Source organism: Poriferisphaera sp. WC338 (genome assembly GCF_050931845.1).
GTDB lineage: Bacteria > Planctomycetota > Phycisphaerae > Phycisphaerales > Phycisphaeraceae > Poriferisphaera.
In genome coordinates this window covers 3,901,872-3,924,863 of sequence record NZ_CP194516.1, presented here as the reverse complement: position 1 = coordinate 3,924,863, position 22,992 = coordinate 3,901,872, and the positions used below count along the sequence as shown (strand labels likewise).

The window sequence follows — 22,992 nt, the reverse complement described above, 5'->3', positions numbered from 1 at the left end:
GGAGTGAATGATGGCGTTTTCAGGTGACTTTGTATGGGGGGCGGCGACCTCGTCGTATCAGATTGAGGGCGGGTGGGATGCAGATGATAAGGGGGAGAATGTTTGGGATATGCAGTGTAAGTGGCCGGGCAAAGTGCATGGCGGCCATACGGGGAATGTGGCTTGCAATCATTATGAGCATTACCGGGAAGATGTTCAGCTTATGAAGCAGATGCAATTGCAAGCGTATCGGTTCTCGGTGAGCTGGGCGAGGGTGATGCCGGAAGGAACGGGGCGGCTGAGCGAGAAAGGAATCGATTTTTATGATCGATTGATTGATGAATTATTGGCGGCCGAGATTGAGCCTTGGTTGACATTATTTCATTGGGATTATCCGCTTGCGTTGTTTAGGCGTGGGGGATGGCTTAATCGTGATTCAGTGCAATGGTTTGCGGATTATACGCGGGTGTTGGTGGATCGGTTTTCGGATCGGGTGACGCATTGGATGACATTGAACGAGCCGCAGTGTTTTATTGGGAGTGGGCATTATCACGGGAATGATGCACCAGGGATTAAGTTGCCGATTGGGGAGGTGCTACTTGCGTTGCATCATGCTCTGATGTCGCATGGCGAAGCAGTGAGGGTTATTCGAGAGCATGCAAAAATAAAGCCGACCGTTGGCTGGGCGCCGGTGGGTGTGGTGAAGTTTCCAGTGGTGGAAGATGCGGCACATATTGATGCGGCGCGTCATGCGATGTTCTATTGGTATGAAGATGACTTGCCGCTTTGGACAAATACGTGGTACAGCGATCCGGTAGTGTTTGGTCGGTATCCTGCGGACGGGTTGAAGCGGTTTGAGAAACATATGCCGTGGTTGAATGAAGATGATATGAAGGTGATGTGTCAGCCTTTGGATTTTTATGGCGCGAATATCTATAACGGTGAGCCGATCGGATTGGATGCGGAGAACAAACCGGTATCGCATAAGCGACATGAAGGTGCACCGGTGACATCGTTCCGTTGGGCGATTGAGCCGGCGTCGTTGTATTGGGGCGCAAAGTTTTTGCAAGAGCGATACAAGCTGCCGATCGTGATCACGGAAAACGGGCTAAGCAATGCGGATCTGGTGGATGTGGATGGGCAGGTGGAAGATCCGCAACGCATTGCTTTTTTAACACGATATCTGCGTGAATTGGAAAGATGCCTTGATGATGATGTGGATGTACGTGGTTATTTTCAATGGTCACTCATGGATAACTTTGAATGGACGTATGGCTACTCCCAGCGGTTTGGATTGGTTCATGTGGATTTTGAAACAGGGGCACGGACACCCAAGAGCTCTGCGGACTGGTATCGGAAAGTGATTGAATCAAACGGCGCGTTGTTATCTCAATTAACGAGATGCTAAAGAGAAGGCGGTTATATACTATGAATACTCAGATGGTTGAAGCAAGACAGATGAAGCGAACCAAGAACAACATCAACATGCATTGGGAATTTGCGCTTAGCGATCACAAGCCGACGCATGAGAAGTTTTGGCAGCATGTTGATTTGCCGCATACATGGAACACGGAAGATATCCCGGCTGGTGGGAACAACTATCGGCGAGGGACAGGTTGGTATCGTAAACAATTTGATCTTGCACCGTACCAGTCTGATCGTCGATACTTTTTATATTTTGAAGCAGCATCTATTGTTGCAGAAGTGATGGTGAATGGTGTTACGTTGGGTGAGCACCGTGGCGCGTTTGCAGCGTTTAGTTATGAAGTAACCAATGTATTGCAGACGGGAACGAATGAAATTTTGGTGCGCGTGAATAATGAGCATCATGAGGATGTACCACCGTTACAAGGCGATTTTTCAATGTATGGCGGACTGTACCGTTCGGTGCATCTGATCACCACGAGCAAGACATGTGTTTCATGTTTGGATTATGCATCGCGGGGCGTGCAGATTAAAACGAAATCGTTGAATGATTTGCGTGCTGAGATTGAGGTGGCGGCCAAAATTGATACGTGTGATTCAAAACAGTCGTGTATTTTGCGGCATCAGGTTTATGAGGCTGACGGATATACGTTGGTAAGTGAGGTATCCTCTCGGGTTGAAGTGAAAGCGAATACGGTGATGACAGAGGTGTTACCGATGATAATTGATCATCCGCACCGATGGCATGGAAAAAAAGATCCGTATTGTTATATAGTGATTACGCAGCTTGTTGATCCTGCGGATGATTCGGTGTTGGATGAGGTGACGCAGAAGTTGGGGTTACGAACATGTGAGCTTGATCCGAATGAGGGGTTTAAGTTGAATGGCGAGCATTATGCGCTGCAGGGTGTGTGTCGACACCAAGACAGTTTGTATCGTGGCTGGGCAATTACGCCGGAGCATGAAGATGTTGATATGAAATATATTATTGATGTCGGCGCGACAGCGGTGCGGTTGGCGCATTACCCGCATTCACAACGGTTTTACGAATTGTGTGATGAGGCAGGTCTAGTGGTATGGGCGGAGTTGCCGATTGTTGATTTTGTGAATCCGACAAAGGCATTTGTTGATGTAGTGAACAAGATGACGATTGAATTCGCGAGGCAGACACAGCACCATCCGTCGATTTGTTTTGATGGTATTTTTAATGAGATGAAGTTGAAGGAGGGTGAGCCGGAGCTGCCGATCCTGCGGACGGTGAATGATTTGATGAAACAAGAATCGTGGGGTCGAGTGACGGTGAGCGCGACGGATGTTGATCACGATGAGCTGATGAATATCACGGACGGGATTGGATTGAATTATTATTCCGGATGGTATGTGCATCAGGACGATCCGGAATATGTGGGTGAGTATGTTGATGAATGGCATGCGAAGTATCCGGATAAGCCGATTGCGATCAGTGAGTATGGCGCGGGTGCATCGGTGCAGCATCATCAGATGGATTTTTCTGAGAGCAAGCCGGTACATGATGCGGTGTTTCATCCGGAGGAGTATCAGTCGCGGGTGCATGAAATTGTGTATGAGGAACTGTGTAAGCGGGATTATCTATGGGGGACGTTCATTTGGAATCTGTTTGATTTCGCGGCTTGCCAAAGGTCAGAAGGCGATCATCCGGGGCGAAATGATAAGGGTATTATTACATTTGATCGTTGTACGCCGAAGGATACGTACTATTTTTATAAGGCAAATTGGTCAGATCGCCCAGTGTTATACATCACCTCGCGACGATTTGTTGAGCGATCAGTTGGTGCATATCCGGTGAAAGTCTATACAAATCTTGGTGCGGTGAAGCTGTATTTAGATGACCAGTTGGTGAGTGAGATGAAACCAAATGAGATGAATGTATGTGTGTGGGATCGAATCGCATTCAAGCCTGGTACGACACAGATCAAGATTACTGCAGATGGGTACGAGGATCAGTGTGTGGTTGAGTGCCGATAGTAATGGGTGCGGATAATTTGTGCGTTATATGGTCCAAGTATGAGCGATATATCGTAGCGCGATTTGTAGTTGTGTGGTATGGATGATCGGTACGTAACGAACCGCTCTGGGTATATATAGTAATATCGGCGGGTGGGTTGATGCTAAGTTGAGGTGAAAACAAGCCGACGATTCATGTGAATGATCGAGTTGTAGCGTGCGCCTAGAATGGGTGGTGGGGTGGTTAAGGTTATGGGGCGATTACGATGATTCGTCGGGCAAGAGATCTTATTTTGGTTGTGAATAGTGGGTCATCGAGCATCAAGTTCGCGGGGTATCAATCTGCGGATTTAGCTCTTGTTTTCCAGGGTGAAATGGCAGGCATTGGTGGCCCTGAAGAGACGGGGCAAATTCTGATAACAGGAAGCCAAGGAGAGATCATTTGTGATCAGCAGGCTGCATTGAATGATATATCTGCGGCTGCGCATCGATTAGTGCAATGGCTTAAAGAAAGTGGGATGTTAGGACGCGTGCGTGCGGTAGGACACCGGATTGTGCATGGCGGGGTGTCATATCAGAATGCGACCGTTGCGACATCGCAGGTGATAAAAGATCTAAGCCGTCTAGTAGATCGTGATCCGGTACATTTACCTGCTGAAATCAAAACCGTGGAGTTATTTCGTGACCTTTTGGGACGTTCGGTGGTACACATTCTTTGTTTTGATACAGCATTTCATCGAACAATTCCTGTGGCTAGCCGGACATATGGTTTACCGTTATCGGTTAGGCGGCTTGGCGTACAGCGGTTTGGTTTTCATGGTTTGAGCTATCAATATGTTTCGCAGCGGTTAGGTGAACTGGATCGTGATGCGACTGAACGTAAGACGGTGGTGGCACATTTGGGCAGTGGCGCGAGTTTGTGTGCGATGGTGCGTTATGGCGAAACGGCGCGATCGATTGATACGACTATGGGGTTCACACCGGCGGGTGGATTGGTCATGGGGCAGCGTTCGGGTGATCTTGATCCGGGCGTGTTAGTGTATTTGGCGCGTACGCTTGGGATGGATGCGCATGAAATGCGTCGGGCCGTCGAGTTTGAAGGTGGATTGAAGGGAATTTCACAAAAGACAGGAGACATGAAGATACTGCTTGAAGGTGAAGCAGCAGGTGATAAGCAGTGTACGCTAGCGATAGCTGTTTTTTGTCATCATGCACGGCGGTGGATTGGTGCGATGGCTGCATCATTAGATGGGATTGATGATCTTGTGTTTACAGGTGGTATTGGTGAAAAAAGCGCGGTAGTGCGACAGAGGGTCATGACGGGGCTTGGCTATCTTGGGTTGCATATGATTGAGCCGCGAAACAAACAGGTGCGTGAAGGATTGATATCTTCAGAGATATCTCCGAAGCGCGTGTGGGTTATACCAACCAACGAACAAATTGTGATTGCTGAGGCAGTACAGCGCGTTCTTGAGAAAGGTGATCAAGATGATTCAACGTCAGAATCAAAACGGACCATCCAAGCGGCCATCGAAAACAGCGACTAAAACAAAAACAAAACAACAAATGACAAAAACATTGGGCAGAGATCGTTTGCACGTGGGTGACGTGCTAGACGATCATGAGCTTGAGTTAATGCACGAATATTGGCAAGCTGCGAACTATTTGTCTGTTGGACAGATTTATTTAAAGGAGAATGCACTGTTGCGTGATCCGCTTGAAGAGAGTCAGGTGAAGGCGCGATTACTTGGGCACTGGGGAACTGATCCTGGGTTGAATCTTGTTTATGTGCATTTGAATCGGCTGATTCGCAATACGGGCGCGGACATGATTTATATTGCTGGTCCGGGACATGGCGGTCCAGCGTTATTATCTAATGCATGGTTAGAGGGAACATACAGCGAGGTATACCCACATGTGAGTCAAGATGCAGCGGGTGTTGATCGATTGTGTCAGCAGTTTAGTTGGCCGGGGGGCGTGCCGAGCCATGTCAGTGCGCCAACACCGGGTTCGATTCATGAGGGTGGTGAATTGGGCTATTCATTGGTGCATGCGTTTGGTGCGGCATTTGATCATCCAGAATTGATCGTGGCATGCGTGGTGGGCGATGGCGAAGCGGAGACAGGGCCAGCTGCTGCTGGTTGGCAATCAATCAAGTTTTTAAACCCGATACGTGATGGTGCGGTATTGCCAATTCTGCATTTGAATGGCTACAAAATTGCGAACCCGACGATTTTAGGTCGATCAAGTGATGATGAATTGCAGAAGTTGTTCGAGGGGTATGGATACCGACCCTATTTCATTGAGGGTGATGATCCAATGACAGTGCATCGTGCGATGGTATCATTGATAGATGAGGTTTACGATGAGATAAAAACGATACAGGAGCAAGCGCGGGGTAAAGGTAAACAGGTCGGTGGTGAAGTTCCGCGGTGGCCGATGATTGTGATGAGAACGCCAAAGGGATGGACAGGCCCGAAGGTTGTAGATGGTGAGCAAGTTGAGGGGACGTACCGATCACATCAGGTGCCTTTGTCGGAATTGCATGAGAATCCGGAGCATTTAAGGATGCTTGAGGAGTGGATGCGAAGCTATAAGCCCGAGCGATTGTTTGATGAGTGCGGCAAATTGCGAGAAGATTTGAAAGCACTCGCGCCGGTTAGAGAGAAACGCATGAGCGCTCAGCCGTATGCAAACGGTGGATTATTGCTTGAGGATTTGAAGCTACCGGGCTGGAAAGATTATGGTTTGAAGATTGACCATCCGGGACATGAGGTGGGTGAATCAACGCGCGTATTGGGTGGCTGGCTACGAGACGTGGTGAAAGAGAATACTGAGAATTTTAGGATATTCTGTCCAGACGAGGCGAAGTCGAATCGACTGAATCACGTGTTTGAGGTGACGGGTCGAACGTTTATGCAGCAGATTTTGCCGACGGATGATTGCTTGTCTCCAGATGGTCGGGTGATGGAGGTTTTGAGTGAGCATTTGTGTGAAGGATGGCTGGAGGGATATTTGTTAACCGGGCGGCATGGTGTGTTTCCATGTTATGAAGCGTTTGCGAAGATTATTGATTCGATGGTGATTCAACATGCGAAATGGCTGAAGAGTTGTAATGAGTTAGCGTGGCGGAAACCGATCGCGTCGTTGAACTTTTTATTGTCGAGTCATGCGTGGCGGCAAGATCATAATGGTGATTCACATCAGGGGCCGGGGTTTATTGATACGGTGTTGCACAATAAGAAGAGTGTGGCGCGTGCGTATTTCCCGCCGGATGCGAACACGTTATTGAGTGTATTTGATCACTGTTTGCGGAGTCGTAATTATGTGAACCTGGTGGTAGCGGGTAAGCAGCCAGAGTTGCAATGGTTAAGCGTGGATGAAGCATCAGCGCACTGTGCTCGTGGTGCGGGAGTGTGGGAATGGGCGAGTAATGATGGGGGGGCTGTGCCGGACGTTGTGTTAGCGTGTGCAGGAGATGTGCCAACGCTTGAGACGGTTGCAGCAGCCTGGCTGTTGCGGAAGCATGTCCCAGAGATGCGTGTACGGGTGGTGAATGTGGTGGACTTGATGACACTCATGAGTCATTACCAGCATCCGCATGGTATGGACGAAGAAAACTTTGTGCAGCTTTTTGGCGAGAGCTGTCCAGTTATTTTTCACTTTCACGGTTTCCCACGCACGATTCATCAATTGATTTATCGCCGGCCAAATGCAACGCGGTTCCATGTTCGTGGATATGTGGGAGAAGGTACGACAACAACCCCGTTCGATATGTTAGTGATGAACAAAGCGAGTCGGTATCACCTAGTGATGGAAGCGATTAAGCGTGTGGGACGGTTGCAATCAACTGCTGCAGACAAAGTACATTTGATGCGATCGAAGCTACATGATCATGAGATTTATGTACGTGAGCATGGCGAGGATATGCCGGAGATTAGGAATTGGACATGGACCGACTAACGGTTGGTTATATAGCGCGAACGGCGGCTTGGCTAGGGAGGGTATGTAGGTGCTGGGCACGACTGGGGAAGGGACTGATGAATGCTATAGTTGTCCGCTAATTGTGGTCGATAGGCATCATCATCGGGGTCCAGATGGCTCGTCTGGAGAATGATTGTGAAAGGTGTGTGGACACAGCAAGAATCGCTGGGTGAAAATTTTAAGCAGATCATGTGCGCTGCGTATGGTTGTACACGCAGTAAAACAGAGCAGTTGTGTGAGCCGTTGGAGGTTGAGGACTGTGTGGTGCAATCGATGGCGTTGGTGAGCCCGATCAAGTGGCACTTGGCGCACACAAGTTGGTTCTTTGAACAATTTATTTTGAAACGGTATCTGCCGAATTATCAGCCGTTGCATGAGCAATATGAGTATCTATTCAATTCATATTACAACGCGGTAGGGCCACAGCATTGTCAATCGCTACGGGGTTTGCTTAGCCGTCCGACAGTATCAGAGATTTATGCATATCGAAAGTATGTTGATGAGCAGATGATCCGTATGATGCTTGAAGCAGATGAGAAGGAAATCTCTGAAATCAAAGCTTTATTGGCAGTGGGGATTAACCATGAACAACAACATCAAGAACTGATCCTGACAGACATCAAACATATTTTTTCGAGTAATCCGATGTTGCCGATTTATCATGCGGACCAAGCAGGTGATCAGGATCATCGTTATGGCACACCGATGCGATGGGTTGAATTTGACGGCGGGTTATACGAGATTGGTTACATTGCGAAAGAAAGTCATCGAAAGCGTGAAGGTGTATCGGTTAACTTAGACACAGATCGGTTTTTCCAAACAAGTGATGGATTGGCTTCACGAGCGCTGGTGTGTTCGGGTTTTACGTTTGACAATGAAAGGCCGGGTCATCGGGCGTATGTGAATCGTTTTGCAATGGCGGATCGGCTTGTGACCAATGGAGAGTATTTGGGGTTTATTGAGGATGATGGGTATCACCGGCCGGAGTTTTGGCTGTCTGAAGGTTGGCAGCAGGTAGTGAACGCAAGGGAACAGCATCCTCTTTATTGGTATGAAGAAAACGGAGCATGGAAGCAATACACGCTGCATGGACCGCGGCTTCTTGCAACCCATGAGCCGGTGTGTCATCTGAGTTACTTTGAAGCGGACGCGTTTGCGCGTTGGTCGGGTTTTCGTTTGCCAACAGAGCAGGAGTGGGAGGTTGCAGCTTCGTTTGAAACTGTCGGTGGTAATCTGATGGAAACCAAAGCATATCACCCATTGCCTGCTCAGGGTGAACTTGCGGGAACCGAAGATACAGCATTGGATGATTTGTTGAGAGATTCGGTGCTGGAGTCGCATTTGCCGATACGACAATGTTTTGGCGATGTATGGGAGTGGACCCAAAGCGCTTATTCAGCTTATCCCGGGTATCGGCAGACAGGAGGGGCGCTGGGTGAATACAACGGAAAATTTATGTGTAATCAGTTTGTGTTAAGAGGTGGGTCATGTGCGACGCCGACGGATCACATCAGAGCAACATATCGAAACTTTTGGGCACCTGAGACGAGGTGGCAGTTTACTGGGATTCGTTTGGCGCGTGATCTTGGATAAAACGGAGTGGCCAGTGAATCAGCAAACAACAGCATTGTTGATATGGGAGGGATATGATGTCGCAGGTTCGCGGGTTGTCGATTGACGAGCAAATGCTGAGGGAAGTGTTGGCAGGATTGGCGGGTGTACCGAAGACACTGCCATGCAAATATTTTTATGATGATCATGGGGCGCGATTGTTTGAATTGATCTGTTTGCAGCCTGAGTATTATCCAACGCGGACAGAGAAGCAGATCATGAACGATTATGTGAGAGAAATGTCGGAGCTGATTGGGCCAGAGTGTGTGTTGATTGAATTGGGGAGTGGGAGTGGTGAGAAAACAGAACAGCTACTTACAGCGCTTGAACAGCCGGCGGGTTATGTGCCGATTGATATCAGCCAATCGCAGTTGATTGCGTTTACGAACCGGATTAAAGAGCGGTTTGAGGAGATGTTTGTTCAGCCGATTTGTATGGATTTTACGCAGGATCTGCATTTGCCTGAGATCGTGGGTGATGGCAAGAAACGGGTGGTTTATTTTCCAGGCTCAACGATTGGTAATTTTCACCATGATCAGTCTGAGCAATTGTTGAATGAGATTGCATCGTTAGTCGGGCCGGGAGGCGGGCTACTGATCGGGGTGGATCTTAAGAAGCAGGCGAAAGTGTTGACACGGGCTTACAACGATAAGGCTGGGGTCACCGCAGCGTTTAATTTGAATCTGCTCGCACATTTGAATCGGCGAATTGGCAGTAATTTTGAGCTAACCTGTTTTGAGCATCGTGGTGTCTGGAATCGGGAGCTTGGTAGGATCGAGATGTACCTGATGTCACGGTGTTCACAGGTCGTGATGGTGGGCGGGCAGGTAGTGAAATTGAAGGCGGGAGAGATGATCCGCACCGAATGCTCTTACAAATATCACGTTGATCAATTTCGAAACATTGCAAAAGGGTTTGTAAACAAAGGGGTTTGGGTGGATGGTGCGGGGTTGTTCAGCGTTCAATACTTTGAAGTGCCTGCTTGAGGTTCGGCTTGGATGTTGGGTAGCCTGTTGTATGAAGGTGGCTCGGGTGGCAGGGATGACCAGTGTTCACGAATGTGGATGGCACTCTTGATCAATGTTCACTTGAGTAGGTGATTCAGTAGAAAAATGCTATTATGGGTTTTGGTAAGGTTATGGTTTGGTTTGGATGGTTGCAAGTTGGGAGGAAGAATTAACTTTACTGGCATCATCTGAAATTCACGCGCGCGAGGTAGTGGAGAAAAAGGTAGTTAACTCTAACTTCATATTTTTATAATGTTTATAGATAAGGGTGGCATTAAACAATAGCTTGGAGTACCTAAGTTCTGGTGCCATCGAGGGATGCTGTATCATGAGATACAACTTTACACAGGACGTTCCGATAAGTTTGATTTGAAGTGTCAAGTGTGCTACATTAGGTTGGAAAGTAATGCTTGGGACGGTTCGATAGGGAGTTGTATCAAGCAGTTGAGTGGGTTCATTCAGTGGGAATCGGCAGGCTTTGTCTGCTGGAGGAGCAAGATAAAAATGTTCAATCATCGCGTGATGGGAGCGATTATTGTCGGTGTGCTGTTCTTCGCATGCCTTCAGAGCTTGCAAGCCAACGACATCAAAACTGAAGCTATTCAACAGGAAAATGGCAATCTCGTTGAAATGGTTGAGGTGACATTTGATGAGTACGTGGAGGCATTTCGTAAGCAAAATAGTTTGGGCACATTTACGGCTTCAGTTGATAACTCTTTTTCTGACAGTGTCTTGAATATTGACTTGTTCGAACAGAGTGAGCCAGCGGTTGCTAAGGAAACAAGTGGAGAGTTGCGGAAGCAGATTCCAGAGCCCGGCGTACTTGCACTGGTTGGGTTAGGTGGATTGCTGATGTATACCCGCAAAAATACGCGAGAAAAGAACAACGCGTAGCATCAAAGTATTCTAGGTGTTTAAGAACAGCATTGATTGAGCTGGCCTAAAACATTCAATTAGCATGCAAATACAAAGCGTGTGAGTGGGGCCTAAAAGAATGAAGAGAAAGATTCAGTTCTGGAGGAGAACTGACTGGAGGAGTCAGATTGCAATGCGAGCGTTATCAATGATGGCGTGATGCGACAACTGGAGGTGAAAGATTCAGTATCTGTCTGCATCTGTATTGCAAAAATTCGCGGCCTAGCCGCGTTTTTTTTATGCGCACAGTATGTCTGTATACACGAAGTAGTTATGTTCGTAATGCGGCGCGAGCATTCCCCTAGGCTTTTCACGTGGGCTCAAAATAATCCTTGCGGCATCTTAAAAATGCAGGGTAAAATTAGATATTGGTAGACGTTCTAGTACTACCATTTCTCGAGGGGCTGGACAGCAAGTGTTTGAGTGACTCAGACAGCGACGAAGGTCGTGAAGGTGCCGTATTTTGGACTTAGATTCGATCCACTCAAACAAAACGTGAATCAGCAGATCGTAGCAGCCTTTAAGTATGTTCAGTTCTTTGGTCGGGTTCGGATTGGCTGCTCTGCCATATTAAAAACATCGCCAGCTTGGCGCTTGTGATGATCGGTTCGCCGGTGCGATCTGCCATTATTTTGACGACAAGGAGGTATCTATGCCCAGCAGGATTGTGGTTCTTAGTGGACAGAATATGGGTGATTGGTATGAGATCAATGATAACCCGATGGTGTTTGGCCGAGATGAAGACCTGCTTGCAGAGATCAACGATTGTTTTGTATCCAATCGCCATATGAAGATTCGAATCAATCCCCAGGATCAAAAGTTTTACATAAAGGATTTAGATAGCCGTAATGGTGTGATCTTGAATGGAAAGCGTATTAAGAACTTGGTTGCGGTGAAGGATGGGGATCTCATTCAAATTGGTTATACACTGATGGTTTATACATGTGAAGAATTAGATCGATACCGGGCGGTTGAGTTATTTGTGGCGCGGAACCGCCGACGATACATCGGCCTAATCGATCAGCTTACGCAACGTCGAGATCATGTACTTCGTCAGCTCAACGAAGGTACAAATGCATTGAATGCATTAACGATCCATGCTTAATGCTTTGTTGTTGTTCGTGCGTATCATATCTGGTTTTTGTGGCTATAGTATTTCCTGTTTTCTTCAAATCTTCTATTTTGCCGAATTTATATTTTGTTATGTTTGGCGGAGATCTTTTATTTGATTGGGGGATTAGCTTTATGTTTCGTGCGTTGATGAACGATAGTAGGCAATATAGAATGCAAGCGCACAGGAGAAGCCGGAGGTTTTTTGCTGGGGAGAGGATCGTACGAGGATAGAGCAGTTCATATTCGTTATCGGTCGGCCACATCACCTCTTTTATTCACCTATTTGCTTGAGCACGGAATTTTTAATGGTGTGCTTGTGCTACGTTTGATCTTCACCAGATGAAAACCAGTAATAGTGATTGTTTTGGCGTCAACTTCGTGATTTTGAGGTAGCGCTGGTTTGGATCGCTTGATCTGAGAGAGTACGCCACGAGAAAAGGGGCACGATGGGTATTACCGGACGCAAGGCTGCATATATAGATATGTTGATCATTGGCAGTATTTGCTGTGGATTGGTCTATGGTATCTTTTGGCTTGTTTTTCGACTTGCGGCGGAAAGCATGGCATTATCGCATTGGATGTTGATCTTGTTTTTGATAAGCCTGACGATCATGTCAGGATTGATTGTGATGCAGGTGAAGATGCGATCACGCGAATCGGTGGTGTTTCACTGGCCAATGTATGAGGTGCTTTACCGCACGTTGTTTTTATATTTGACGATAAGTGTGGTGTTATTGGTTGGCTATCAGCTTGAGCTTGTTTTTACAGAGATGTCAGCGGGCGATTTTGGAAAGCTGGTTGTATTGATGGGTGTGATTGCCGCGATGACCGGCATGATTATGTATGGGTATGATCTGCATGCGGGCAAAGAGCGTGGTGCGAACGGATGGGATATTGATAGTGCGTTTCGGGCGCACACGCTTGATGCGGTGCTATACGATTTGCGTCAGCTTCGAAGTCGGCACGAAGATTCACGCCTTGCAGATCTAGCGGATCGTGTGGGACAGCTTGATGATGAACTTAAACAGACCACAGGTTTGGGCGTGGTGAATACCGGTAACCTGCACGTCAAAACATCGTATCGCAAAGAGAAGCAGTTTTACGCACAGATATGTGAGTTGCAAGCTTTGGTTGAGCAACTTGCGAAGCAGATGGGTAATGAGCGGCAGGTCGAAAAAACAGTAAAGACATTGAATGAGAAACTGTCGAAGCTTGAGACTGCCATGTCGGCGATTCAAACTGCGTGACCGTGTTCTACGGTATCACAGTAAATACATTGAAATCTTATTTTGGTGTTTGATATGTGTTATCGCACTGCGGTTCGGTAACCAACAGTGATTGCGCGGAGAGTGACATCGTAGACGAGTGTGGCATCGCCGGGGATAAGATTACCAAAGCCACGTGATCCATAAGCAAGATAAGGCGGGACGGTGAGTCTACGGCTTTCGCCGACGGTCATGCCAGTGACGCCGAGTTCGAGGCCGGTGATGACTTTGTGTTCACCGATTCGAAAACGTAGCGGCTCGCCGAGATCTTTCCATGAAAGGATGACCTCATCTTTGCCTTGGATACGGGCAAGAAACTCAACGACCACTTCATCGCCAGGGCGGGCCATCATGCCGTTGCCGGGGATGAGTCGTTTAGAGGTGACTCCCTCCTGTAAGTCGCGCAGAAGAATTTCGCACATGAGTGTGTTTTGGTTTTGGGGATCATCTGCACCTAGTTTTGTAGAGGTATTGGGGCCGTGTACAAGATTGGGTGGGATGATGAGTGTGCGCCGTTCACCGACGCGCATGCCGGTGATACCTTCGTCCCATCCGCGGATTGCTTGGCCAGACCAGAGCACAAAGCCGATGGGGCCGGTGTCTGTACTGGCATCCACGATGAGTCCGCCGGGTAGCCACGCTTTGTATTCGATGACGACGTAGTCGCCGGCACGGGCGGGACGTGTAAGGAAGGGTGGCGCGGCTGTTTCTGTTTCGGATGCTTGTGAAGGATTGCTTTGTTCGAGATCAAATGTTGGTGTGGTGTTTAAAACCGGGTTTGGTGCGGGGGTGTCGACCCAGTATTTTAGGCCGGAGGGTAAAACAACAAAGGCTGCTTCGTTAGCAGCCTTGCTTGTATCGTTGTTTGCATCCTTGCGTGTTGGCTGTTTTGCTTTATCAGGTGGATCATGACTGATCGTGTTGTTGGCTGCTTGAGGTGTGGGTTCGGGGGAGGCGTTTTGATAAGCAGGCGATGCTAGAACGAGGCCAGCTTTACCTTCTTCATCTTTATAGTCAGCGCTGAGGATGCGTGGGGGCATAACCAGTGCAGTGTCATCGGTTTGTTCGATGATAGGTGGTGCGTTAGTTGGATTGAGTTTTTGATTGATGAAATCTTGACCCCCGGCGAGGAAGTACCACGCTGCTCCGGCAACAATTGCGAGAAGGATGAGGAAGATCAGAACGCGAGTGAGTGAGAGGTTGCGCTTTTTACCGCTGGCGTCGTGGACGGCTTGGATTTGTGTTTGAACGTTAGTTTGGTTGCGCTCGAGTTTGTCGAGCATATCGAGGTATCGCTGTTCGTCTTTGGGTGAGCCTTTACGGGTGGGTGAGCCGTAGACACCATCACCATCAGAACGTTGGACGACATAGAAGATTCTGTTTTCTTCGTCTCGGATGGCGCGTCCGACATCTTCGTCACGGACCTTGACGGGCTTTCCAGAAAACGGGCTGTTCACAATGATCGGCATACAAACTCTCAAGCGGCGGCTAAGTCTACGCTGTCACGATTGGCATCACGACGATGCTTACGATGCTATTGTACCAGCACGGGAGCGAGGATGGTATGGACAAAACGCGACTGATGTAGCGGGTTGCAGTATCATAATGGCCATCAAAACTGCTCTTCCGATAATGTTTTTACTCCTGTGAGGCATGATTTGTTCGGCAAACCCAAACCCGCTCCACAACGTGATATTGATCCGAAGCTCCGTCGTATGCAGGCGGATGCGACGCTGCATTGGTGGAAGAAGAATCTGAAATGGGTGATTTTGATGGGGCCCGTGCTGACAACGATCACCTGTGTAGGTGGGATGATCTGGGGTTTGTATAGCGTGAAGAATTCGTCCATTTACTTAGCAGGATTGGAGTTGGTGACAAGTGATGTGCAAGTGCAGCAAGTGCTTGGGCAGCCGGTGGAGGCAGCGTTTTTAGCGCAGGGGAGTGAGGATGGCTTGGAGGGGATTGCAGTTTTTAATGTCAAAGGTCCATTGGGTACGGCGGCGGTGAAGTTTTCAGCGACGCGGGAAAATGACGCATCGACAACATGGACACCAACAGAGTTGCGCGTGTATCCACAAACAGAATTCACAACGGATGAGATCACGATTTTTGGATCCCCACCAGAACCCCCTGCTCCATCTGAAAGTTTGGATGGAAATAGTGGGATGAACCCGCCGGATTAAGATGAAGTTGTTGATCTGTACAGCGACTGACTAGACGATCATAAAATAACCCACCAGCAATGCTGATGGGTTTTGTTTTTGTGATAGGCTAACCATTGGTTAGACGAGTGTTTTAACGGTTTTGATGATGCCGTCTGGATCGAGACCTTGGTGGACCATTTGCTCCCAGAGGCCGCCGCAACCTTCTTTGGTGGTGCCGATGTGTTTGTATTTCGGTGAGAATCCGCGTTCGAGGAGCCATGTGCCGAAGCGTGAGCCGAGGCCGGTGTCTTTGTTGAATGCTTCAGCGACAAGCACGAATGGCGCTTTGCCGATTTTTTGCATCATATCTTCATCGATGACGTTGAGTGTGGGCTTGTTGATTAGGCCGACATCAATACCTTGTTCTTTGAGTTGTTCAACAGCATCGAGTGCGCGGTAGAGCGTTTCGCCGAAGGTGACGATGTAGCCGGCGGTGCCTTCGCGGATGACTTCGTCCTTGCCGATCTCGAATTTGTAGTTGTCGTCTGCGAAGAGGGTCTTACCGTTGGCGTCCAGGACGTCGGGGCATTTGGATCGTGTGGAGAAGACGAAGCGCTGGCCGGGCTTGTGGAAGATTTCCGCGATGACGGCGTGCATCTGGTGCTGATCGGCAGGGAAGAACAGACGCGTGTCGTCGAAATCTTCGATGCCGTTAGCGGCGAACATATTATTGAGGCCGAAGTGGCAGGTGTTGTCAGCCATGTCATCGACGCCGGCGTGTGAGAAGTGTGCGAGGACATTGGACTTGTTGAGGCGGGCCATGGTGATTTCGGAGATCACCATTTCGAGGAAGGCGGAGAAGGTGCCGAAGATACCTTGTTTGCCTTCTTCGGAGCCAAAGCCGGCGCAGGCGGAATAATTGCCGCGTTCCATAATGCCGGAGTGTTCGTAGACTTCTGGGTGGCGTTCACGGATGTGGTTCATGCCGCACGAGCCTTCGAGGTCGGAGTCGATGACTTTAACCTTGTCGGTGCGATCTTCGAGTGACATCTTGTCGAGCTGATCGGCGACGGCTTGCCCGAAGACGTTTCGGTTGCTGCCTTGTGAGTCCATGTCGACGCCGCGGTAGGTGACGGGGTGACTGGGCTTTTCGATGGCTTTGAGGTAGTCGGTTGCGGCTTGGTGTCCGCGCGCTTCGAGGTAAGCGATGGCGGTGTCGACTTTGATGACGTCGTGGCCGTGGGGTGAACCTTCGAGACCTTTGATGTCGGGGGCCATGGGGCGTTTGTTGATAAGTGCGACGGGGCCGGGCGTGTTGACGGCATCGCACATGCGGGTGTAGAGATCATCAAGGTCTTCGCCGTGTCCTTCGAGGATTTTCAGGCCGTGGCCTTCGAGAGTTTTGGCGACGGAGTAGCCAGGAAGATATTTGGAGGGGTGGCCGGCGATGGTGACGTCGTTGTCGTCGACGATGATTTTGACGTTGAGGTTTTTGGCAACAGCGAAGCGTGCGGCTTCAGCATCGTTGCCTTCCATTTGTGAACCGTCGGAGCCGAAGCAGAAAACGGATTTTTCGGGATTGCCGAGCGCGACACCGTTGACGGCGGGCCACATGTGACCGAGTCGTCCGGAGGAGAATCCGACGCCGGGGGTGTAGTCGAGTTCTGGGTGGCCGGGGAGGTGTGAGTGGCCTTCACGATATTCGGCGAGTTTTTCAGCGGGCATGTGGCCGTTCAGGACGGACATGAGGTACTGGATGGCGACGCGGTGGCCGGCTTCGTCGTAGTACTGTTTGACGACGCGATCGGTGCCGCGCATGAACCCGTCGGCGATGAGGACTTCGGGGACGATGTCGTACGGGCCGCCGGTGTGCCCGCCGAGGCCTTTCGCGGCTGCAGTGGCGGTGAAGAAGACGATCGCATCTCGACAGAGTTGAATATTCTGCTCAAGCTGCGTTTTCTGATCGGCGGTGAGCTTTGGCGAACCTGGATCTAGCGAGAGAGGCTTAAATGCACCGAGATCAATCGGGAACGTCTTGGTCGTCGCACTCGTCATGGGTTTGTCCTATCTGAACAAAGTGTTCTGGGTTTTCTCAATTTCCTCACACACACCAGGAAATCAGTGGGGTTCCGCTGATACAGCCAACAAGCGGAAGTGATCGTATTATTCATACTTTTTTGCAGCCGCCAAATCCTAGCTCGTATCTGCGATGGATTCTTGTGAAGGGCCTACAGAAACATCCTATTTTCTTAGCTCGAATCTCTACCCTCTTATCGTCCACAAGTGATCCACAGTTTCTTAACGTCCGAAAACTGCGTGCGGGTCCGAGAACAATGGCGTCGGCTTGTTGTGATGTCCAAAACAGTTACACGTTCAAGTTTTTAGATGAGCTTTACCGATTCGAAGTCGAGCAAGAGGCATTTGATTCGTGCTCAAGGACGAGCGGTAAGCGATGACATTTATAGAGCGATCCATTTACGCGCCGCAAGGAGCCAGCATGAGCAAAGAACAAATGATCCAGCAGATCCGTGACCGCAACCGCACCGCAAAGCACGACTACCTTGTCCACTTTTCAGAAGAAGCGCTAGAGCAGTATCTTTCACGCTTGACGACGATCTCTGGGCATCGTGGCCGCGGCTCGGGCTGGGTTCGTAATACGACTTCCCCAGCTGTGATCACTCGCGCTGCTCACTGAGCGGGAGGTATCGAACAAGAATATCAGGTGATTTTTCATCAGTAGAAAACTGCGCTTAAGGGAAGGCGCAGTTTTTTTACGTTTGTATTCTAAGTCGTTCAAGATCAGATTAACTCGCAATCTTAAATGTTGAGATCAATTCAGACAGCCGTGAGGATTTTTCGGTGAGCAGTTGGCCGATGCGTGAAGCATTAGCGGTGGCATCGGTTGATTCGCGTGTGACACTGTGAATGGTCTCAATATTCTTCGCGATTTGGCTGGATGCTTTGCTTTGTTCGCCGGCGGCTACTGCGATGGATTGAATTTGATCGGCGACTTCGGTTGCGGTGCTCACAATCTGTTCAAGGTGATCGCCAGCTTCACGAGCCCGTTCGACGCCGCGACTAACCTTTTCATTGCCATCACTCATGAGGTGAACTGCTTTTTCAGTATCGGCCTGCATCGATTTGATGGATTCGGAAATCTTATCAGTGGCTTGCGTGGTTCGATCTGCGAGTTTGCGGACCTCATCTGCGACAACGGCGAAGCTGCGGCCGTGTTCACCGGCGCGTGCAGCTTCAATTGCGGCATTGAGTGCAAGCAGATTTGTTTGGTCGGCAATTTCACTGATAAAGCTAATCACTTCGCCGATCTGTTCACTTCGTTGTCCGAGGTCATTGACAGAATCAACACCTTGTTTGACCGCATCGGCAACGCGATGAATATCATCGACGGTGAGTTTTACAACTTTGCCGCCTTTGAGTGCCATATCACCCGAGTGTTGGGCAGATTCTGTGGCGCCGATACTTTGATTTGCAACCTGATCTACAGAAGCGGATAGCTGTTCGATGGCGCTGGCGGTTTGTTCAACTTGTTGAGATTGCTCGGCCATACCTTGAGCAATTTGTTCGCTAGTATCCGCGACCTGAGCAGCAGCGGTGTTTACTTCAGATGAAACATCTTTCACCTGACTGACCAATTGACAGATGTTATCTGCGAAGCTGTTGTATGCTTTCTGCAATTCACCGATTTCGTCTTCACGTCTTACGCTGAAACGATGACGTATGTCACCCTCGGCTGTTTTGTTCATGGTGACAACCATCTCCTGCACAGGCTTATTGATCATGATGGTTACGAGCCAACCAATTACCAGAAGACTGATGATGAGTGCAGCAATACCGATGCCGACGGTTTCGTAAGCGATCTGCCAAAAGAATACAAGGTAATGCGATCGGTCCATGACGACTTCCAGCACGCCAATGGGTTTGTTGGCATAGTCTTTTACTACGACGGCATGGACGGCAACTGGTATGTCGCCAAGGGTACGGTGTACTGTCAGTTCTTTTCCACCTATGACTTGTTGCAATTGTTCGTTTGAAAGTAGTTCTTTATCACCGTAAGTGCTGGCGAACGTTTCGAAACCACCTGTTGCAATTTGCTGTAAGGCGAGATCAATATGATGTTTCTCTTTGAATTTATCAAAGAAGGACTGGTCAAAACTCATGCCGAATTCGACAGTTCCAATATGGTTGCCTTTGTAGGTAACAGGTTTGACACCGCGGATGCCATAGCCCGCAAAGCCTTTTTCTAGGCCACTAAATGTAATCTTGTTTTGATTGGCTTTTAGGACAGTCTGTCGAAAACTGGAAAGGTCGTCGCCGAACTTTTGTGGCTTATGAAGCCGGAGGAATGATTCGGCGGGAGGGAGGTGAAATTGAAATTGTTTAACGCCGAACTCAGATTTCATGTCGGCAAAGATGTTAGCGTATTTTTTAAGTAAGCCGTCTCGATCTTTATTGGCAAAGAGTTGTTGTGTTTCCTTATCTGTTGAGATGAGTTTAGATAATGCAGTAGCCAGATGTTGTTGTGATTGAACTTCCGTGGTGACTTCTGCGGCAAGCTCATGTAGTTCACGTTGTTCGGCAATCAGTACCATTTGACCAAGCCGATCAATGGTAAACCAGCTCAGAACGATACCGCAAAGGATAAATGATGTTGTAATGCCGAGCAGTAACTTTGTTCGAAACTGTAACTGCTTGATTCGCCCGCGGGTTTTACTACTTGTTTTATTCATATTTCCAGTTGTTTGCCTATTGAGATGCTTAAATTACAAACTGATAGCGATGTGTATCTACACGAACGATACACGTCATCATTGAATATCTCAGTTGTGCTGTATTGCTAACCGGACTGGATCGAAATACAACAAGCCGTCATCCCTCATCATCAGCACTCATGGCTGGTGTAATCCATTACGGCTTTTATTCGGAAACTTGAATCTGAGACTTAAGCATGAACGCAAATATGAGCAATATGTTGCGTGTATTTAACATGTTCACAGCATAGCGTGATTAGGCGTGTGGATTTTTTGCTGAAACTGGAAAAGCTGGTGTTGCGTTTATGGATAAACCCAGCTGCCTGCGCGGCCGGGGTTGTCTGAGCCGGTGATTTGGCTGAGCGTGACTGGGATGCCATCTTCAGAAAGTGCGCCGAGGATGGCAAAGCCCATCGCTTCGCGGCCGTCAACGGGGATACCGACCTCATCGCTGCGGCAAACTTCATAGCCGGGTTCCATGAGCGCTTTAATACGCTCGACGAGATAATCATTTTTTGCGCCGCCGCCAGCAAGAATAACCTGTCCATCTTTATCTGAGCTTTTGATGTTTTCATTTCCTGTGTCGGAAGCTTTTACACTGTCGACAACAACGTGTGCAACCGCTTCAGCGCATGCCGCAATGACATCATGATCAGTAAAATCATCTGGGCGCAGTTCAACGATTTTGTTAAAGAAAGCTTCGTCGAAATCCTCACGGCCGAGTGTGATCTTGCCTTTGGCTTGCAAACCGAAGACATCTTTTTTCAGTAAATCGACGATCCAATTGTTGGCTTTACCTTTGCGGGCAAGCTCGCCGCCGTGGTCATATCGAAGCCCACCGAAGAGACGTTGGACCATGCCATCTATCAATATGTTAGATGGTCCACGGTCGCCGCCGGTGACGCCTTCGAAGCCTGCGCCTGCGGTGAGGCTAGTGATGTTACAGATACCACCAAGGTTGAAGATATGTTGTCTACGGTTCGGTTGTCGATAGATGATCCAATCGCTTGCGCAGGTGATGGGCGCGCCTTCCCCACCAGCGATGAGATCAGCTTGCCTGAGATCAAAGCAGACTTTGACGCCACAATGCCTAACCACTGGATAGGGATCGAAGAGTTGCCAGCTGAGTTTGCCGATTTTGTCCGCAGGCGCGTGCCAAACAGTTTGCCCGTGGCACACGATCATATCCAGAGCCTTGCCTTCCGGGAGACATTTACGGCTGAGGTCTTCTGCGGCTTTTGCGTGAAGCTCGCCAAGCTGTCTTGCGGTGCGCATGAAGTCGAGGGCACTGAAAGGCTTGCAGGTGGTCATCTCTTGCAGAATATCAGCGAGTTCGCCGAGTTCGTGACTTGCCATGCCCATGAACTCGGCATGCATCTGCATCCCCTGCCCGACGATCCGAACAAGCGCTGCATCTAAACCATCCAGACTTGTGCCCGTCATACAACCGATCACATAACGCTCTTGCTGAGTTTTCATGCCAACAGGATAACTTCCTCGGAGCCAATTGCCGAGTATTGGCAATGAAACAGGATCAAACTTTTGGTTTTAGCTGTTTACGATATTCGTACTGTTTGGATGGATCACACGGTAATCCAGCAGGATATCATCGGAAATCTGTGTTACGTCACGGAGGCTGAGGTGATGGGTATCGCAGATATGAAGGAGATTATGGCCATGAACGGCACTAAGTGCTTCTTGGTCACCAGCAATGCGCGGGGCGATGAACACAAGTAGTTGATCGAGTAATTCGTCCGCAAACAGTGATCCCATTAAGCTGGCACCACCTTCGACAAGAACATTTGTCACAAGATGTAGGTCGACAAGATGGCGAAGTGTGGCGTGCATGTCCAAGCGGCTGTTTTGTTTCATGGGGACAGGAAGCAAGTTGAGCCCATGCTGTTCAAGATCTTTGACCCGTTCAGATTCCTGTTCCATGGCTTTTTCGCTGGTGATGAGATAAACGGGTGGCCCGTCGTCATGGACCAGTTTGCTTTTCATGGGGATGCGCAAGGATGGATCAATAACGATACGTTTGGCGGCACGTTTGGTATGGACATGACGGGCATCGAGTGCAGGGTCGTCGAGTTCAACGGTACGCACGCCAACCATGATTGCGTCGACACGGGCACGGACTTTATGGACGACTTCACGTGATTCATAGCAGCTGATCCATTTACTGTCACCGCTGGTGGTGGCGGTTTTACCATCGACGGTTTGCGCCCATTTGCCGATCATCCAGGGAAGGCCGGTGGTAACACGTTTAATAAAAGCTTCATTGAGGTCGAGTGCTTGGGCTTCGCATACGCCAACCGTGACGTCGATGCCGGCTTGTTTGAGTTGTTCGATACCTTTACCGCTCACTTTTTCAAAGGGGTCTTGCATGGCGATTACGACACGCATGAGCTTGGCTGCAAGGATGGCTTTGGTACAAGGGCCGGTCTTGCCAGAGTGGCAGCAGGGTTCGAGGGTGACGAACATGGTGAGGCCAGCGGGGTCGACACCGTTTTTTTTGCAATCATTGATCGCGTTGATTTCTGCGTGGTCATCACCGTATCGCTGGTGGTATCCCGCTCCGACGACCTTATTATCCCGCACGATGACGGCACCGACCATGGGATTGGGCTCGACGAGGCCGCGGCCCATGGCGGCGATGTCGAGGGCTTGTCGCATAAATGTAACGTCTCTGGGAGATAATCTGTTCATGTCTGCCATTTCTTTATTCCGAACTATAGGTAAAATCGTATGTAAGTTTTTGTACGATGCAATTTTCAATCCAAATTCTTCACGAGGAGCA

General features: G+C 49.0%; 16 protein-coding genes. 11 read left to right on the top strand and 5 right to left on the bottom strand.

Going from position 1 to position 22,992, the window contains the following annotated elements:
- Nucleotides 1–10: 10 nt before the first annotated feature.
- From ACQ6WK_RS16255 to ACQ6WK_RS16215, 9 genes are all read left to right on the top strand, one after another.
- Nucleotides 11–1,387, top strand: a complete 1,377-nt coding sequence (locus ACQ6WK_RS16255) for a GH1 family beta-glucosidase (protein ID WP_432798444.1) — start codon at nucleotides 11–13, stop codon at nucleotides 1,385–1,387.
- 20 nt (nucleotides 1,388–1,407) lie between these two features.
- Nucleotides 1,408–3,408, top strand: coding sequence for a glycoside hydrolase family 2 protein (locus ACQ6WK_RS16250; protein ID WP_432798443.1), 2,001 nt, complete (start codon nucleotides 1,408–1,410; stop codon nucleotides 3,406–3,408).
- Nucleotides 3,409–3,653: 245 nt separating this feature from the next.
- The gene (locus ACQ6WK_RS16245; protein ID WP_432798442.1) at nucleotides 3,654–4,934 is read left to right on the top strand and encodes an acetate/propionate family kinase; all 1,281 of its coding nucleotides are present in this window, start codon (nucleotides 3,654–3,656) and stop codon (nucleotides 4,932–4,934) included.
- A 19-nt stretch (nucleotides 4,935–4,953) separates the two neighbouring features.
- Entirely contained in the window at nucleotides 4,954–7,350 is a 2,397-nt protein-coding gene (locus tag ACQ6WK_RS16240) for a phosphoketolase family protein (protein ID WP_432800412.1), read from the top strand.
- A gap of 150 nt (nucleotides 7,351–7,500) precedes the next feature.
- Entirely contained in the window at nucleotides 7,501–8,964 is a 1,464-nt protein-coding gene (gene egtB, locus ACQ6WK_RS16235) for an ergothioneine biosynthesis protein EgtB (RefSeq protein WP_432798441.1), read from the top strand.
- Between the two features lie 56 nt (nucleotides 8,965–9,020).
- Nucleotides 9,021–9,968 carry an L-histidine N(alpha)-methyltransferase gene (egtD, locus tag ACQ6WK_RS16230; RefSeq protein WP_432798440.1) on the top strand — a complete coding sequence of 316 codons (948 nt, stop codon included), beginning with the start codon at nucleotides 9,021–9,023 and terminating at the stop codon, nucleotides 9,966–9,968.
- Nucleotides 9,969–10,493: 525 nt separating this feature from the next.
- The gene (locus ACQ6WK_RS16225; RefSeq protein WP_432798439.1) at nucleotides 10,494–10,883 is read left to right on the top strand and encodes a PEP-CTERM sorting domain-containing protein; all 390 of its coding nucleotides are present in this window, start codon (nucleotides 10,494–10,496) and stop codon (nucleotides 10,881–10,883) included.
- Between the two features lie 673 nt (nucleotides 10,884–11,556).
- The gene (locus tag ACQ6WK_RS16220) at nucleotides 11,557–12,009 is read left to right on the top strand and encodes an FHA domain-containing protein (protein ID WP_432798438.1); all 453 of its coding nucleotides are present in this window, start codon (nucleotides 11,557–11,559) and stop codon (nucleotides 12,007–12,009) included.
- Between the two features lie 454 nt (nucleotides 12,010–12,463).
- On the top strand, nucleotides 12,464–13,264 hold the full coding sequence (locus ACQ6WK_RS16215; protein WP_432798437.1) for a hypothetical protein: 801 nt from the start codon (nucleotides 12,464–12,466) through the stop codon (nucleotides 13,262–13,264).
- Nucleotides 13,265–13,323: 59 nt separating this feature from the next.
- Here the strand turns inward: ACQ6WK_RS16215 and ACQ6WK_RS16210 are convergent, their stop codons facing one another.
- Nucleotides 13,324–14,751 carry an FKBP-type peptidyl-prolyl cis-trans isomerase gene (locus tag ACQ6WK_RS16210; protein WP_432798436.1) on the bottom strand — a complete coding sequence of 476 codons (1,428 nt, stop codon included), beginning with the start codon at nucleotides 14,749–14,751 and terminating at the stop codon, nucleotides 13,324–13,326.
- Nucleotides 14,752–14,928: 177 nt separating this feature from the next.
- Here ACQ6WK_RS16210 and ACQ6WK_RS16205 point away from each other — a divergent pair, with 177 nt between their 5' ends.
- Nucleotides 14,929–15,465, top strand: a complete 537-nt coding sequence (locus ACQ6WK_RS16205; RefSeq protein ID WP_432798435.1) for a cytochrome c oxidase assembly factor Coa1 family protein — start codon at nucleotides 14,929–14,931, stop codon at nucleotides 15,463–15,465.
- Nucleotides 15,466–15,564: 99 nt separating this feature from the next.
- On the opposite strand, the gene ACQ6WK_RS16200 is transcribed toward ACQ6WK_RS16205, so the two are convergent.
- Nucleotides 15,565–17,481 carry a transketolase C-terminal domain-containing protein gene (locus tag ACQ6WK_RS16200; protein WP_432798434.1) on the bottom strand — a complete coding sequence of 639 codons (1,917 nt, stop codon included), beginning with the start codon at nucleotides 17,479–17,481 and terminating at the stop codon, nucleotides 15,565–15,567.
- 442 nt (nucleotides 17,482–17,923) lie between these two features.
- Between ACQ6WK_RS16200 and ACQ6WK_RS16195 the strand changes: the two genes are divergently transcribed.
- The gene (locus ACQ6WK_RS16195) at nucleotides 17,924–18,121 is read left to right on the top strand and encodes a hypothetical protein (protein ID WP_432798433.1); all 198 of its coding nucleotides are present in this window, start codon (nucleotides 17,924–17,926) and stop codon (nucleotides 18,119–18,121) included.
- Between the two features lie 109 nt (nucleotides 18,122–18,230).
- On the opposite strand, the gene ACQ6WK_RS16190 is transcribed toward ACQ6WK_RS16195, so the two are convergent.
- The 3 genes from ACQ6WK_RS16190 to ribD form a co-directional block, all read right to left on the bottom strand.
- The gene (locus ACQ6WK_RS16190; RefSeq protein ID WP_432798432.1) at nucleotides 18,231–20,174 is read right to left on the bottom strand and encodes a methyl-accepting chemotaxis protein; all 1,944 of its coding nucleotides are present in this window, start codon (nucleotides 20,172–20,174) and stop codon (nucleotides 18,231–18,233) included.
- 324 nt (nucleotides 20,175–20,498) lie between these two features.
- Nucleotides 20,499–21,674, bottom strand: coding sequence for an anhydro-N-acetylmuramic acid kinase (locus tag ACQ6WK_RS16185; protein WP_432798431.1), 1,176 nt, complete (start codon nucleotides 21,672–21,674; stop codon nucleotides 20,499–20,501).
- A gap of 69 nt (nucleotides 21,675–21,743) precedes the next feature.
- Nucleotides 21,744–22,901: a bifunctional diaminohydroxyphosphoribosylaminopyrimidine deaminase/5-amino-6-(5-phosphoribosylamino)uracil reductase RibD gene (gene ribD / locus ACQ6WK_RS16180; RefSeq protein ID WP_432798430.1), complete on the bottom strand. Its 1,158-nt coding sequence runs from the start codon at nucleotides 22,899–22,901 to the stop codon at nucleotides 21,744–21,746.
- Nucleotides 22,902–22,992 lie beyond the last annotated feature (91 nt).